The organism is Fictibacillus sp. BK138 (genome assembly GCF_004216955.1).
In the GTDB taxonomy this organism is placed as follows: domain Bacteria; phylum Bacillota; class Bacilli; order Bacillales; family Fictibacillaceae; genus Fictibacillus.
This window is the reverse complement of the sequence record NZ_SGXL01000003.1, coordinates 55,613-69,629: the sequence shown is the minus strand read 5'-3', so window position 1 is coordinate 69,629 and position 14,017 is coordinate 55,613. Positions and strand designations below refer to the sequence as shown.

The 14,017-nt window shown below is 37.2% G+C and carries 12 protein-coding genes and 2 pseudogenes; 11 read left to right on the top strand and 3 right to left on the bottom strand.

Going from position 1 to position 14,017, the window contains the following annotated elements:
* Nucleotides 1–583: 583 nt before the first annotated feature.
* A pseudogene (locus EV282_RS18310) lies at nucleotides 584–767 on the top strand (IS1595 family transposase); the annotation flags it as partial.
* Between the two features lie 244 nt (nucleotides 768–1,011).
* Here the strand turns inward: EV282_RS18310 and EV282_RS18305 are convergent.
* The 3 genes from EV282_RS18305 to EV282_RS18295 form a co-directional block, all read right to left on the bottom strand.
* On the bottom strand, nucleotides 1,012–1,533 hold the full coding sequence (locus tag EV282_RS18305) for a hypothetical protein (RefSeq protein WP_130297336.1): 522 nt from the start codon (nucleotides 1,531–1,533) through the stop codon (nucleotides 1,012–1,014).
* 290 nt (nucleotides 1,534–1,823) lie between these two features.
* Nucleotides 1,824–2,462 (bottom strand): winged helix-turn-helix domain-containing protein, encoded by a 639-nt coding sequence (locus EV282_RS18300; protein ID WP_242611950.1) that lies wholly within the window; start codon nucleotides 2,460–2,462, stop codon nucleotides 1,824–1,826.
* Nucleotides 2,463–2,523: 61 nt separating this feature from the next.
* Entirely contained in the window at nucleotides 2,524–3,780 is a 1,257-nt protein-coding gene (locus EV282_RS18295) for an MFS transporter (RefSeq protein ID WP_130297335.1), read from the bottom strand.
* Between the two features lie 246 nt (nucleotides 3,781–4,026).
* Here EV282_RS18295 and EV282_RS18290 point away from each other — a divergent pair, with 246 nt between their 5' ends.
* The 10 genes and pseudogenes from EV282_RS18290 (at nucleotide 4,027) to EV282_RS18245 (ending at nucleotide 14,002) form a co-directional block, all read left to right on the top strand.
* Nucleotides 4,027–4,494 carry a hypothetical protein gene (locus tag EV282_RS18290; protein WP_130297334.1) on the top strand — a complete coding sequence of 156 codons (468 nt, stop codon included), beginning with the start codon at nucleotides 4,027–4,029 and terminating at the stop codon, nucleotides 4,492–4,494.
* 135 nt (nucleotides 4,495–4,629) lie between these two features.
* Complete coding sequence (locus EV282_RS18285) at nucleotides 4,630–6,213, top strand: hypothetical protein (protein WP_130297333.1); 1,584 nt, start codon at nucleotides 4,630–4,632, stop codon at nucleotides 6,211–6,213.
* A 256-nt stretch (nucleotides 6,214–6,469) separates the two neighbouring features.
* The gene (gene flgK / locus EV282_RS18280) at nucleotides 6,470–8,005 is read left to right on the top strand and encodes a flagellar hook-associated protein FlgK (protein WP_130297332.1); all 1,536 of its coding nucleotides are present in this window, start codon (nucleotides 6,470–6,472) and stop codon (nucleotides 8,003–8,005) included.
* Nucleotides 8,006–8,018: 13 nt separating this feature from the next.
* A complete protein-coding gene (gene flgL, locus EV282_RS18275; RefSeq protein ID WP_130297331.1) occupies nucleotides 8,019–8,912 on the top strand; it encodes a flagellar hook-associated protein FlgL in 894 nt (297 codons plus the stop codon).
* Nucleotides 8,913–9,303: 391 nt separating this feature from the next.
* Nucleotides 9,304–9,573 (top strand): annotated as a pseudogene (locus EV282_RS18270) (IS1595 family transposase); the annotation flags it as partial.
* An 89-nt stretch (nucleotides 9,574–9,662) separates the two neighbouring features.
* Nucleotides 9,663–10,187, top strand: coding sequence for a cysteine hydrolase family protein (locus EV282_RS18265; RefSeq protein ID WP_165389536.1), 525 nt, complete (start codon nucleotides 9,663–9,665; stop codon nucleotides 10,185–10,187).
* Nucleotides 10,188–10,288: 101 nt separating this feature from the next.
* Entirely contained in the window at nucleotides 10,289–11,335 is a 1,047-nt protein-coding gene (locus EV282_RS18260) for a TolB family protein (RefSeq protein ID WP_130297330.1), read from the top strand.
* Nucleotides 11,336–11,667: 332 nt separating this feature from the next.
* On the top strand, nucleotides 11,668–12,129 hold the full coding sequence (locus tag EV282_RS18255) for a DinB family protein (RefSeq protein WP_130297329.1): 462 nt from the start codon (nucleotides 11,668–11,670) through the stop codon (nucleotides 12,127–12,129).
* Nucleotides 12,130–12,176: 47 nt separating this feature from the next.
* On the top strand, nucleotides 12,177–12,665 hold the full coding sequence (locus EV282_RS18250) for a DinB family protein (protein WP_130297328.1): 489 nt from the start codon (nucleotides 12,177–12,179) through the stop codon (nucleotides 12,663–12,665).
* 101 nt (nucleotides 12,666–12,766) lie between these two features.
* Nucleotides 12,767–14,002, top strand: coding sequence for an MFS transporter (locus EV282_RS18245; protein ID WP_165389535.1), 1,236 nt, complete (start codon nucleotides 12,767–12,769; stop codon nucleotides 14,000–14,002).
* Nucleotides 14,003–14,017 lie beyond the last annotated feature (15 nt).

The following is a 14,017-nucleotide window of genomic DNA, read 5'->3' as shown; positions in this document are numbered from 1 at the left end:
TTAAATACGGAGGATTATTTTTATTAAGACGAAGACCCTGTTTCTTTTTTTAACCGATTGGCAACTCAATTTTTGGAAATAATTTTAGTATGAGTGTGTATTACCATAAAGTGAATTTTGACAGAGTAAAAAATTGCTTTAATGACTGGTTTATAAATTCCGCTTTGAAAACAAAAGCTAATTTTATGAGGAGGGCTAGGGGGAATATGTTGCTATTATCGGTAGTGTTAATCATCTTAGGGGTACTATCTATAGTCTATTCTTTTAAGTTTGATAAAAAAAATTTACATGGATCAACAGGAGAGATTATGGAGTTGATAATAAGTGTTTTACCTAATATGATGGGTAAGATCTTTTTCTTTTGTATTGGTTCCTTCTTGATATTCATGGTGGTTTATAGCTGGTTGGTAGAGCGCAACATAATAGAGTAATGAAGAAATTATTAATAATATAGTGGGTCAACGATTTTCGTCATAAATCTACATCATTCTTTGTCAAAGGCTCTTTTCGCATAGATTGTTGCTATTTTGACCGCCATCCTTATAAGAGGTGATAAAATACTCTTTCAGGAGGCAGTTACTCAATAATTAAAGACATCTATGCCACGTTTTCGGACTTAACTAAAGGCGAGCAAAGCCAACTATTCAACCTATTAAAAGAAGACTTTATCGATAATGAAGATGCTAATATGAAAGATGCATATACAACAATTAGAGAAACCCCGTTTTAAAGAGGGGGTAGGCTGCATACATTGCGGAAGTGTGAAAGGTAGAGCGATAGACGTTTATGATAGTTTATTTACGTTTTGCAAATGCACAGATACAGCTACGAACTACAAGAAATTCGCCTAAATCAAGGCACTTAAACACGAGCTTATAAACCTGAGCAAAGAGGACAAAATTCAAGAAGTATTATTTACCGTCAATTTCCCTGCGTAAGGTATAAAAAAACAGCCATTCCTATATGGAACGACGAGTGTGTTCCCTTGTGCATTAAGATATAAGGAAGAAATTATAGATTGTTTTCGTAAATAACTTTACCTTCTTTGTCGTAAATCGATAACTCAAGTTCATTGTTAATTGTTATATTATTTTTGGTTTTGTCATAAAACATTAACAACCCTTTATTGCTGCCAAATTGTCTAGTCGTAGCATTCCCATCACTAAACTTAACTGTTGCTTTATATGCTTCGTTTAATAATTTTTTGTCTTGAACAATTACATAAGCGTGAGGACTTCCAGTGCTGGTCATACCTAATTGCACTTTCTCTTTGCTATTGCCGCCCCATACAGTTTTATTTACTATAATTTCATCTTCATTTTTAGATAAATAATAAATGCCACTTTGATATAAGACCATTGTAGAGTCTTGCGCTTCTTCTATTGCAAATGGTTCAATATTTTTTTCTTCAATAAATTGTTCAACTTCAGATTTCGATAAAGAAGCGTAATTAAGTTCTTCTCCGCTTTTAGAACATCCGATTGCAATTCCACCAAAGGAAATAAAAAGCATCAATAAAATAAACCTTTTCAACGAATTCCCCCTTTTTATCTTAACAAGATTTCATCAAACTGTCCCTAAAGCTTAATATGCCTTTGTTTATATAGTACCATAAAAAGTAAAGTATTCCTTGTACATACTTATAAGCAACAATCTTTACGAAAAGAGCCTTGTCAAAAAAACCTTCCGGCCATGTGGAAGGTTTTTAAGGGCTACAATCTGAATTTAATTTATAAAGTTTTATATAATTTTGATACCAATGGAAGTATTGAAAAGAGTTTTCTCAGGTTCCTTGATAAATCATATGATTGATATATTCTTTATCAATCCTCTTCCGATTTGATTAGTCCTAGTTGTTCAGCGTCTTCTACACGATAACTAATTAAAACATATTGAAAAGTTCCTTCTTCATCATCTCTTACATCAGTAGGGATTTCTGGCCAGGGATCCTGAATATCCTTGTTTTTACCCATAGCTTTCATGATAGGTTCAATGGATTCTCGCCACTCTTGACCAGTCATTTTTGAAGAAGAAGTATCGATTGAAACCTGGAAGGGAAGTTTCTTAAAAGTTTTACCGTTCTTTTTTTCTTCGCGTATCTTCTCCAACGCCTTTTGGTAAAGATGTAATCCGGGATCAAGACGTTTATGTAATAAGGAAAGTGCTAAATCTACATGCTCTGCCTGTTCCTCGATGTTCCCTTTGTAGATAACATCACTTAAATTAATCGTTTTGTAATACTTCTCTGTAAGATTTCCTATCTGCCTCGTTTCAACCACTTCCAATAAATCTGCATTGACCAGCATCTTTATATGATAGTAAAGCCGAACGGGTTCCTCATTCATCTCTTCAGCCAATTTTTTAACTGTTACAGGTTCTTCAGAAGCTAGATGAAGAATCTTGTTTCTTCTCGGATCCGAAAGTATCTTCATTAGTTCCATCGATAACATTTTCCACTTCACATTTACACCTCCACATTCACACTCTTTTATATTAAGATAACACAAAATTTATTTTTTTCGCTTAATCGATTGTCCATACGATTCTCACCCTCCAAAGAACCATTAATGAAAACAATGCCATTAGTGTGCAAGAGACGAACATAATATGAGATATCGATACTTCAAAGGATAACAAGACGGACACGAGTGCAAAAGATAATGGAGCCAGACCGGCAGAAGAGGTAGCCATCATGCTTTGAACTCTCCCCATCATCTTCGTCTCAACGAGTTCTTGCGTGAGAGAAGGGCTTATGATGTTGCTGATAGAAAGACAGAGACCTGCCGCACTGAGGATCAACAGACCTTGCCAGAGTGTATCTATCTGACTAAAGAGTGCACACAATATTCCTAAGAGAAAGATCAAAAATAAACTTATAACTGACCGTTTTCTTCTGATGTTCAAGATGCCAACCAAAACGGCCCCTATGATCATTCCGATCGCTATAGAACTTTCTAAATAGCTGAGGTCTAGTGCATCTCCACTCAAAGAGTCCTTCACAAGAATTGGAATTCCAATGTTCAACGGGCCTACCAGTAAAAGGTTAACAACAACAGAACTGCACATCGTAACAATCAAGAACGGTATCCCTCTTACATATAAGAAGCCTTCTTTTAAATCTTGAAACACAGATCGTTTTTCATTTCTATCAGATCCCTTACTCGTTTCTTCGTTCATGTTTCGAACAAGAAACGAACTTAATAAAAGCAATACTCCTGTTAATGCAAATGCTTCTTCATACGACCTAAACTTCATCATAAAACCAGCAATAGCAGGTGCTATCATAAAAGTCATCTGGTTAGTCGTCTGCAAGATAGAGTTAGCACGTGTGATTTGTTCCTTTCTTATTACCGCAGGGAGTAAAGAGCTGCTTGACGGCCAGAAGAATGCATCAAGTATGCCAAAACAAAACGCAAAAGCAGCAAGTATCCATATGTTTAGACTACCTGCGTAAAGCAGTACTACAAGTCCGAATACTAAAGAAGCCCTGATCAAGTTTAAGATGAATAATACTTGTGAGCGTTTTTGTCGGTCTGCAAGAACCCCTCCAAAGACCATCAAGAAAACTCTAGGCAGGGTGGTCATCATCATGATGATGCCTAACCAAACTTTCAAGTCCATCCCATCCACCACGAGCCAAGCTTCAGTCGTCAAATATATGGAGAATGCCAGACTAGAGAAAGCAGAGGCTAACCATAAAACAACAAATTTCGGGTTTTTTATAACAGAAGGTTCCAGGTTTTCGGTTTCCAACTTTTCCATTCTTTTCTCAGCTTCCATAAAATTACCTCCATTAAAATAAATTTAATCGTTGTAATTTATTTTAATGATAATTACTTATTTTGTAAATAACAATTTTTTAATGAAAAAAGGAAAGATGTTGGATGAAAAAACTGAGACTTCACAGAAGAAAATATTAAAACTGACTATTCATTTTTCCGGCTATTTATTATAATAAGATATAAAGTGAAACGTAATTATCTCTGATCGAAGGAGTAGTTTAAATGAGAATCGGAGGTTGTAAAATTGTATATATTTACTAATCGTTTATTCAGTGAGGTTAATACAAGTTTTTCTATATCCTATAAAGTAGATTTAAAGATCAGAGAATATTTAAATGAATACATCTGCCCTTATCTGAAATTTCCAGCTAAAGAGCAGAATATGGACTATATGTATCTGTCGGTAAGCACTAAAAAAGACGTAAAGGAAGTAGAAGTAAAAGGTCCTGATATCTCTCGAAAAGATAAGGAGGTCGTCTGGGCCTTGTGGCTGCCGTATCATAAAATCTCTAATGAGTCAGATCAGAGAGAGAGGTACATCAAATTTTATTTCGAAGCTCTAGTAATGTTATTTGAAAGATATAATATTGATGAAGAGTTAATACGCCAAGTCCAAACGAAAATAGAAAAAGAAGTAATTGGGAATAAAGAGTATGAATTTGAAGAAGAAGATGTTCTTGAGGTCGATTTGTCAGACCTTGATTTGGATTGATAACAAGAAAATTTGTTAAACGCATATTCAGTCAGACGACCTTACACTTTTTTTAACAATAGGGGAAGAAATAATGTTTGGACCGTTAAGCGTACGGGTAGCTAGAATTCACAAGTGAAATTGGAGAGTGAAAAAATGGGTAAAATGGGTGCAGCGATAAAAGATGTTATAACGCTCCTCAAAAGTGATAATGAAGAGAAACGTTTTAAAGGGTTAAATATCCTTCAGAAGTTAAAAAAGAATGAGGAAGAAACGATAGAGATCGATTTGTTGGTAGATTTTGTAAAAGTAGCCGCTACGAAATTTCAATCTAGTGGAGAAGAATGGGATGATCCAAGTTTTCATATCATCGATTTTATCTCGGATTATAGAGACGAAAGGCTAGTTAAAGCCATGCGGGACAATTTTAAAAACCTGAGTCCAGATGCAAAGGATCGGGTGATCGATCATCTTCTTGATAACACTGATGACACCAGCATGTTTGCTCTAGTAGATATATTAGAAGAAAACATGCCGAATGGCGACGTAAAGTTACCGCTTACTTTCTTGCAGGAAAACACATTCTGGACAAAAAGAGTTGTTGAAAAAACATATAAGTATCTTAAATCAGATACCTATAAACTCGATCTTTACAAGCTGCTCTTAAAGCTCCATGAAGATGATGTTTTCTATCAATTCAAAAGAGATGAAGTCATTCCAGTGCTGATTGAAGATTATAACAAAGCAGCAGATAAGATCCAGTCATATAACGAGGCGTACTCAAGAAAAAACGTGTATTGCTCTTGGAAAGAAACTTACCTAGAATTACGGATAGAGCTTGAAACCTATCTGAATCTATTCGAATATTATTACACCGATGAACTAAAAGAAAAAGTAAGGGAAGCGTTGGGGTTTAACGACCCTACGCTAAAAGCACGAGCTGTGATCACATCACTGCGTAAAGACTTGCCGGTATCTGATGACGTACTTCGTTATTGTGCAAAAAACATCGAATCATCTGAGATGTTTCAATGGGAGCTGATGCGTATTAGGAAGGAACATAAGAACCCAGTCCCAAAGAAAAAACAAGAGACAACCGCTCCAACTCACTTATTTTATCATCTTTTGTATGAAAGAGAAGAACCGGTTTACGCTACACAAATTAAGGTGATCGATCATGTTAATACAGAAAATGCTTACAGTCAACCCGTACGATATTACATGTGCAGCTTTACCGATCAATCTAACGAAGTATTTGTAGCTTGGGTAGGAGCATACAACCTCGAAGAGGGAAATGATTCTTTGTTCATGTGGGAAGGTACGTATACTGATTTAGTATTATTCAAGTCTAAAACGGTTGAACAACACAAGGAATCATTTTTTAACAAAAGACGAGAAAATAATGAAAAAGATGAAAAAGAAATCCACTTTCAAACAAGTACTAAAAAAGAAGAAGAGATTTCTATCATCGGTCGTGATTTAGTAATCGCATCAAAAGGCGAAAAGAGGTCGATTCCTCTTGCTGAGATTAAAACCATTACGATTGAATCTCGTAAATCTGGTCTGCTCGGGATGATTAAAAAAGACATGATCGTGATTTACACGAAAGATAAAAAGGTGTTTACAGAAATTCCTGAAAAAGAAATCGATTATGCGGAACTCGGTGTTGCTGTATATGAATTAACTACACACTTAACAGAACCACCTCACATTGAATATCTTGAGATCACAGAAGAATAAAAATAAAAACGTTAGAGATATTGTCTCTAGCGTTTTTGTATATTTTAAAGTAGAAAAAAGAGATAACAAAAGACTTTCTTTCTAACAATAATATCTATGACCTCAGTGAACATGAACAAAATAAGCAAAGGCAATGTTGTAATTCATGAATGATTAAAAGTTTTAAATTGAGTTGTTATAATTAGTTTTCTTTTTTATAATAAACTATACGGTCAGTTTTTATGAACTAAACAAAAAGAAAAAATGGAGGATGAACATGCGTTCAACATTTCATGGGTTAGAAACTGCAAGACGTGCCATGGCGACTCAACAGTCAGCGCTTCAAACGACGGGACATAATATCGCCAATGCCAGCACACCAGGATACACGCGCCAAAGGGTTAATTTTGTACAGACCGAAGCATATCCAGGAGTTGGGATGAACAGACCCAGTATTCCCGGTCATCTGGGGACAGGAGTAGAAGCAGGCTCGATTCAACGCGTCAGAGAAGGGTTCTTAGACACTCAATTTCGAGGGGAAAACAGTAAAGATGGCTTTTGGACCGCAAAATATGAAGCTCTAGCAAAAATAGAAGATATAATGAACGAGCCTTCTGATAACGGTCTATCAAAGACGTTAGATCAATTTTGGCAATCTCTCCAAGACCTTTCGGTGACAAAAGAAGGACGTTCGGTCGTTAGGCAGAGAGGACAGGCCGTTGCTGAAACCTTTAACTATTTATCAAACTCTCTTTCTACGATTCAAGAGGATATCAGACTTCAAACTGAGTTGGCTGCTACAGAGATCAATTCCCTAACCACCCAGATCGATAACATCAACAAGCAAATCAAGGAAGTAGAACCACATGGTTATCTACCAAACGATCTATATGATGAGAGGGATAGATTAGTAGATCAGTTATCTGGATTAGTCAACATAAGAGTAACGACCACGCCATCTGGCGGACTGGCATCCCCTCTTGCCGAGGGTCAGTACAACATCGAACTGCTGGACAAGAACGGCAATCCCTTCACGACTCCGATCATGTTACTCGACTCTAATACAACTCCTTCTTCAAACACTGTTTCAGTAGAATTTAATCCGATCAACGGTATGATCGATTCTGTTTCTGTCGGAAATTCATCAATCAGCGTAATGGATTTAGCGAGAGGGAGACTACGAGGGAATATCGAGGCGTACGGATATAACAACGGATCTACTGTTGTGGGAATCTATCCTGAGATGTTGACCAAACTAGATGAGATGGCTTTTGCGTTTGCTAACGCGTTCAATGATATTCATTCTGAAGGTTGGAGTTTAGACAGCATTGATGCGGGAGTTAAAAAAGCATACAAGTTCTTTGATGTAGGGACGGCTGCAGCAGGAGCTGCAAGAAGCCTAAAACTACATTCAGACATGGACGATCTTGACCATATTGCAGCTGCTAGACCGGTTCCTCCGGAAACGGTAGCATACAGCGGGGACGGTAGCAATGCGTTATTGTTATCAGGTGTTAAAAATAAGACTATCTCTTTCAGTACCGGAACATCAACCATTCAAAACTTTTATAAAGGTGTAATCGGTAAGCTTGCCGTTGAAACACAGGAGGCTGATCGCTTATCTAACAACTCGCAAGTATTAAAGAATGCTGTAGACCAACGACGTGCATCCGTCAGTGGTGTTTCAATTGATGAGGAAATGTCGAACATGATTCAATACCAACATGCATACAATGCTGCTGCACGTAATATTTCAGTTGTTGATGAGATGCTAGATACTATCATAAAAGGAATGGGTATTGGCGGAAGGTAGGGATAGGATATAAATGAGAGTCACACAATCTATGATAACAAATAACATGTTGCGTCATATCAACCAAAGTTATAAACAAATGTCCAAGACTCAGGAGCAGTTGGCGACGGGAAAAAAAATCTCTAGACCATCTGATGACCCCGTCATTGCGGCAAAGGGTATGACATATCGGACAGAACTGGCAGAAGTTGAACAGTACAAACGAAATCTTTCAGAAGCCTACAATTGGTTGGATAACAGCGATGAGGCCTTGGAAAAAGCGTCACAAGTTTTAAACAGGATAAGAGAGTTAACCTTACAAGCTAGTAATGGGACGTTAGATCCTCCTCAAAAAGCAATGATCGGAAAAGAAGTAACACAGCTAAAAGAGCATCTCGTTACTATTGCAAACACTCAATTATCTGGAAAGTATATTTTTAACGGTAATGACACGGGAACTATGCCAGTCGACTTATCTACCGGAACAGTATCGAAAAACACAAACAAGGTGAGTTTTGAACTCTCGAAAGGAATACTTATTTCGGTAAACATAGAGCCGACAAAAGTTTTTTCTTATAATCCTGGCCCGCCAGAATCAGGTCTGTTTGGAGATATTCAAGAATTAGAAAAGGTGTTAAACGGTTCGAGTAGTACACCGATAGACAGCTTCTTAAATAAACTAGACACAAACATCAACAATATTCTTTCTGAACGTGCAGAACTAGGTGCGCGGTACAATCGTATAGAACTGATCGATTCCAGATTAGGTGAACAAAAAGTCACAGCAACCCGATTACTTTCAAACAATGAAGATGCAGACATTGCACAGGTCATTACGGAACTAAAGATGCAAGAAAGTGTGCACAGGGCAGCACTTGGAGTTGGTGCTAGAATTATGCAACCCTCACTAATAGATTTCTTAAAATAATTGAAAGAATCAGAGAAATCAGCTTTCTTGATGGTTTGAGATAAATTATTCCGACATTCTGTTTAAAAGTTATCCATCGTGAGGTTTTATAAACATCTTAAACCTCAGTTCAAATTGTGTTACGTATATTTAGTGGCGTATCGCTGAAAGGTTATATACGTGGAACAAAGTAGAACTTTCCAAACAATTATATCTAAGGGTATATTACTTACGGAGGAAGGATATATAGTTTAATACACTTTCATTACAGTACCCTTTTTATCAGTTGAACGACACGTTGAGTTTGACCATCTCACGTGTCGTTTTATCTTAATACTTGGCTCTGTTAAAGCTTGATGTTGATATCTAAACAATTCGAACAAGTGTTCTATAATAGAGATACCAAATACAAGAGATTTATCAGTTCAAATCAGACGCTAAAATCCGCACCAAGGGGCTTTATCACATCCAGAACGTCAACAACTACCACCGTAGGCTGAAAGGGTGGATACAGCGATTTACCGGTGTGGCGACCAAGTATCTGAACAATTATCTTACGTGGTTATTAGAGAGCATTCATCACCAAAGAAACGGAGTCAATATGAATGATATGATTATAAAAGTAAATTTAATTCCAAGTGTGGAAACCTTTACACTTAGATTATCTAAGTTTACTGTATAAAAGTCTTTCTTTATTCAACTAAAGAGGTAGGATTGTAGAATAAGACAATCGATAGTTTTCATTTATCTATTTTTTGAGGGGGAGAATTATTGAAGAAAGCACTACTTGTTATAGATGTTCAAAATGGCATGTTTCAAGAAGGTAACGTTGTATATGAAGGGGATAGGTTACTTCAAAATTTAAAGAATTTAATTAGCCAAGCACGCTTTAATAAAATACCAGTTTTTTATATACAGCATAATGCACCTGCTGGTAAGCCTTTAGAATATGGCAAAAAGGGTTGGGAGATTCACCCTGAAATTACTCCCAATGCTCAAGATGTAATCATTCAAAAAACTACTCCTGATTCATTTTTTCATACTACTTTAGATGAAGAATTGGAAAAACAAGGGGTTGAACATTTAGTAATTGCGGGAATTCAAACAGAAGCTTGTGTTGATACAACTTGTAGAAGAGCTTTTAGTATGGAGTATAAGGTTACTTTAGCTTCTGATACACACAGCACTTGGGATACAAAAGATATTTCTGCCCAGCAAATTATAAATCATCATAACGGCGTATTACGTTGGTTTGCGGATGTTTATCCGAGTAAGGATATTACATTTGATAGTTGATCGAGATTTTTTTTGATCTTTCACATAAAAATGACTAACCAGTATTTTTTTTCTTAAATAGTGCAAAATATAAAAAAGAATTACTATTTAAGGAGCGTCAAATGAAATTAAGAAGAATAATCATCATTTCTACCGTTGCCGTCATTAGTATAATCATTATAGTTTTTATCCTTTTGTTTACGGTCGGTCTACCTTCTTCTCTGTTGTATTATCCTGAAAAAGGAATATATGGACAGGTCTCTACTTCACCTGATGACAGTAAAATTATATATTCTTATTTCGTTGATGGCCAATCGGATTTATACGAGGCCGATTACGATGGAGGGGATGCTCATAAAATTACTAGCACTAAAAAGACTAATGAGATAAACCCTGTGTTCTCATCAGATGGTAAGAAAATCCTTTATCTGAAATCTTCTTATGATTCGACCTTAAAACAGTCCTTATGGATAAAGAGCTTAGATAAAAACAGTAACAAACAACTTACGAGTAACGATGAACTCGTTACCGAAGCTATTTTTTCTCCAGAAGGACATAAAATCTATTTCCTAAAAGCTAAAGAGTTCATTGCTGAAACACCTGCGGAGGAAAAAGTTTCGAGAAAGTTAGATCTGTATGAGACGGACTTAGAGGGCTCTAAACAAAGAAAACTCACAAGCTTTGATGCGGACATCATGTCGGACCTGTCCATAGATAGTTCCGGAAAGAATATCGCTTTTTTATTAGCTATCTTTACAGAGCGAGAAGATTTCAGAGAACAAGTCAAAAAGATAAAAGGGACTAATGAAGGGATTGATCTCGTTTTGTTCAGTACTGAAACCCGTTCATTTAAAGCGCTCAATCCATATAAACATGATCCTGTTTTTCCTGTCATATCACCAGACGGAAAAAAATTCGTATATGTGTCTGAAGCGAAAATCAAAAAAGATCCATCAACAAGTTATTTTGAACTATATCGGATGAATAGTGAAACCCTAGAGGATCAAAGGATTACAAATATTGAATCAAATATTAAAGAACCCTTCTTTACAAAGAAAGGTGATATTTTATTCCTGTACGATCGAAATTACCCTGAGGGGCAAGAACAACTCTTTCTGGGCAAGATAGACAGACATGGAAATTTTAATAAGGTCCCGTTAAATCATTGATTTTCTTATAAACCTGAAAATAGAAAATACTAAACTATTCGTATGTGTAAAGCATCTTATTCGCTCGAACATGAACACTTTCCAGAACGTAACACTCTAGACTTTGATGATTTTCAAAATGAATGTTCCTGTAAGCTCAATATACTAATAAAACAACAACTAAAAATGATTGACGAGTAATGAATAGTATGATTAAATTATATTAAACTGGTCGGTCAGTTTTATTTTATCCTGTTAGGAAAATCCCTCTTTGAGTTTGACCATCTCAAGGTGGGATTTTCTTTGATTATTTAAAGCTACATGTTAATACATCGGAAAGAGAGCGTGTCTGTATGCTTACTGAAAGTGCTTTACACCAGTTAAAAATTGCTGTCCGTTCAGTCATGGAGCTTTGTGAACAACTGCCTGAGGAGAAAATCGACCTAAGTCCTATCCAGGGAATGAGATCTTTGAGGGAGCTGTTGAGTCATCTATCGATCCTCATGAAGGCCGATCTATTAATCTTAAGGGGGGCCTCTAGTGAAGAAATGGGTGTGTTCTATGGAAGTAGCGAACCCGAGACCATCGCAGAGATGAGAGCGGCCCTAGTAGAAGGGTATAGACTTTTGCTGTATGAGTTTAAAGATAATTCGTTCGAGCAGCTGGAAGAAAAGGTTACATCTTACTGGGGGATCACATACTCTCGTTTTGAATGGCTGCTACAAATTCTCTCACATTTTTGTCATCACAGAGGACAGGTACACATATTGACGAGGGAACACATCAAATCAATCGATATCAAACTCTTTGAGTAGTTAACTATAAACAAAATTAAATACACAATTAGAGGAGAAAGAGTGACATGAATGGAGTAGATCTGCTAATCCTAAACTTTGAGGAAGTAAGAAGAAGGAGCATAAAGATATGGAACGCGATTCCTACCGAAAGGTTACGGTGGAAACCAGACTCGAACGCTCTTTCATTCATAGAGATGATCGAACACGTTCTAGCGGCCGAATATTTCTACCTTCAGATCATCCAGAACAGAGGTAGCATTCCCGACCCGATCCGACCTTACAAGGATATGGATTTTTCCAACGTCAAAGAGTTGCTTGCTTTTTCTGAACCTTATCGAGAACAATTTATTGTTTACATCCGTTCTTTAACTGCTGAAGAACTATTTGAGATCAAAATTGATCGTACGGATCTATACCAGTTAGGTCATACCGGTTATGTCCGTAGTCTTGGAGACATGCTCTTAAGGTATGGTTACCACGAAGCCGTACATGCAGGACAGATACTGGATTACATGAGAACGATCAATATCCCTAGACCAGATATATGGGATTAAAGGATTATGCTCTTGTCTGAAAAGTATGTAAAAAGGAACGGCAAGATCTGGAGTGATTGATAGGAACGGTCCTACAAATGAAAAAAAGGGGGGATAATCACTTGGGTGTTTTTAGAAACAGATGGTTCACATTATTCTTTGCTTCCTCTTCGTTATCTAAGATAGGCAGTCAGATTTATATGCTGGCAATACCTTGGTTAGTCTTAGAACTTACAGATTCCGTTGGTATGATGAGCATCATGTGGGTAGCTGAGATATTACCTTTTGTAGTCCTCGGTCCCTTTCTAGGAGTCTTTATCGATCGTTGGGAGAAACGAAAGGTTCTTCTATGGTCAGATCTTTGCAGGACGTTACTGGTCTTGTTCATCCCCTGTCTATCCTTTCTGCATGTGTTAGAAATTTGGATGTTACTCCTTATAGGGTTTAGTCTTTCCATCTGTACCTTATGTTTTGACCTGGTCTCTGACTTTGGTCTAATACCACGTCTTGTGAAGAAGGATCAGCTGGCGACCGCAAATTCGATGTATGTGGGTCTTGATAACCTAGCTAGAGTATTAGGTCCTGCGATCGCAGGGGTTCTAATCTCCTTGGTGGGTGCAATAAACGCACTGTTCATCGATGCCGTGTCCTACCTTTTCACCCTGATTATCATCTATTATATGCCCGTTAGGTTCAAGACCGGTGAAAAATCACAGGTCACCGTTTCTAAAGTTTTAAAGGAAGCTAAACAGGGCTTTCGCTTCATAAAAAACAGTAATATTCTTTTGAACCTGGGTATATGCGGTGGTTTATACAATCTGGGGCAAGGTGCACTATATACGGTACTCACTTTTCATTTAGTAAAGGAAATGAAACTAAGTTCATTCTTAGTCGGAAACTTTTATTCTCTCTCTGGTCTGTTAGCGTTGCTAGGGGCAATAGTTGCACCCTTCCTGATCAAGAAGATAATCATCGGACGGGCGATCACCTTAGGGTATATGGTTTCTCTGATCGGGATCTTGTTGATGATACTGAGTACCGGTGTAGGTCTTTTGGTAGCCGGCTATGGTCTCATCAGTGTCTCGAACGCATGGATAAACACTTATACATTCACCATCCGACAACTTGAAATCCCTGAAGAGTTCTTGGGAAGGATCAACGCTTCCTTCAGGATGATCCTGACCGCCTCTTTCCCATTATCAGCCGCTCTGTTAGGGTGGACGGCGGATTCGTACGGTTCTAAACCTGCTTTTTTGATCACCGGAATTTTCTTACTCCTGACCTTGGTCCTAACCATGGTCTCGATCACTGCAAACTATGATATAAGAAGAAGTATGATTAAGGAAGATGCATCTTAAGCAGTTTTTGATACA